The organism is Christiangramia aquimixticola (genome assembly GCF_048285835.1).
Lineage (GTDB): Bacteria > Bacteroidota > Bacteroidia > Flavobacteriales > Flavobacteriaceae > Christiangramia > Christiangramia aquimixticola.
Genome location: NZ_JBLVTL010000136.1, coordinates 1 through 328, shown reverse-complemented (window position 1 = coordinate 328; position 328 = coordinate 1). Strand labels below are relative to the sequence as shown.

General features: G+C 50.0%; 1 protein-coding gene. It reads right to left on the bottom strand.

Features of this window, described 5'->3' with window-relative positions; translation table 11 throughout:
* Positions 1-328 (bottom strand): PhoH family protein (locus tag ACNKXV_RS13845; RefSeq protein WP_417908304.1); only part of this gene is annotated, 328 nt, incomplete at both ends.

The window sequence follows — 328 nt, the reverse complement described above, 5'->3', positions numbered from 1 at the left end:
CTTGTGACGGATCACGTCTTTTCCGCTGAGATTGACGATGCCGATTCCTTTCACGTCTTTCAAAATACGTAATGCCTCGGACAATCCGGATTTCTGTCGGACAGGAAGATCAACTTGAGTTTGGTCTCCTGTGATGATCACCCGGGAGTTGGGGCCCATTCGGGTAAGGAACATTTTGATCTGCTCACTCGTGGTGTTTTGCGCCTCATCCAAGAGCACAAAAGCATCATGGAGCGTCCGACCACGCATGTAGGCGAGTGGAGCAATTTCAATGACGCGGGTTTCTTGGTAGTATTTCAGCTTCTCAGGTGGCACCATGTCCTGCAAA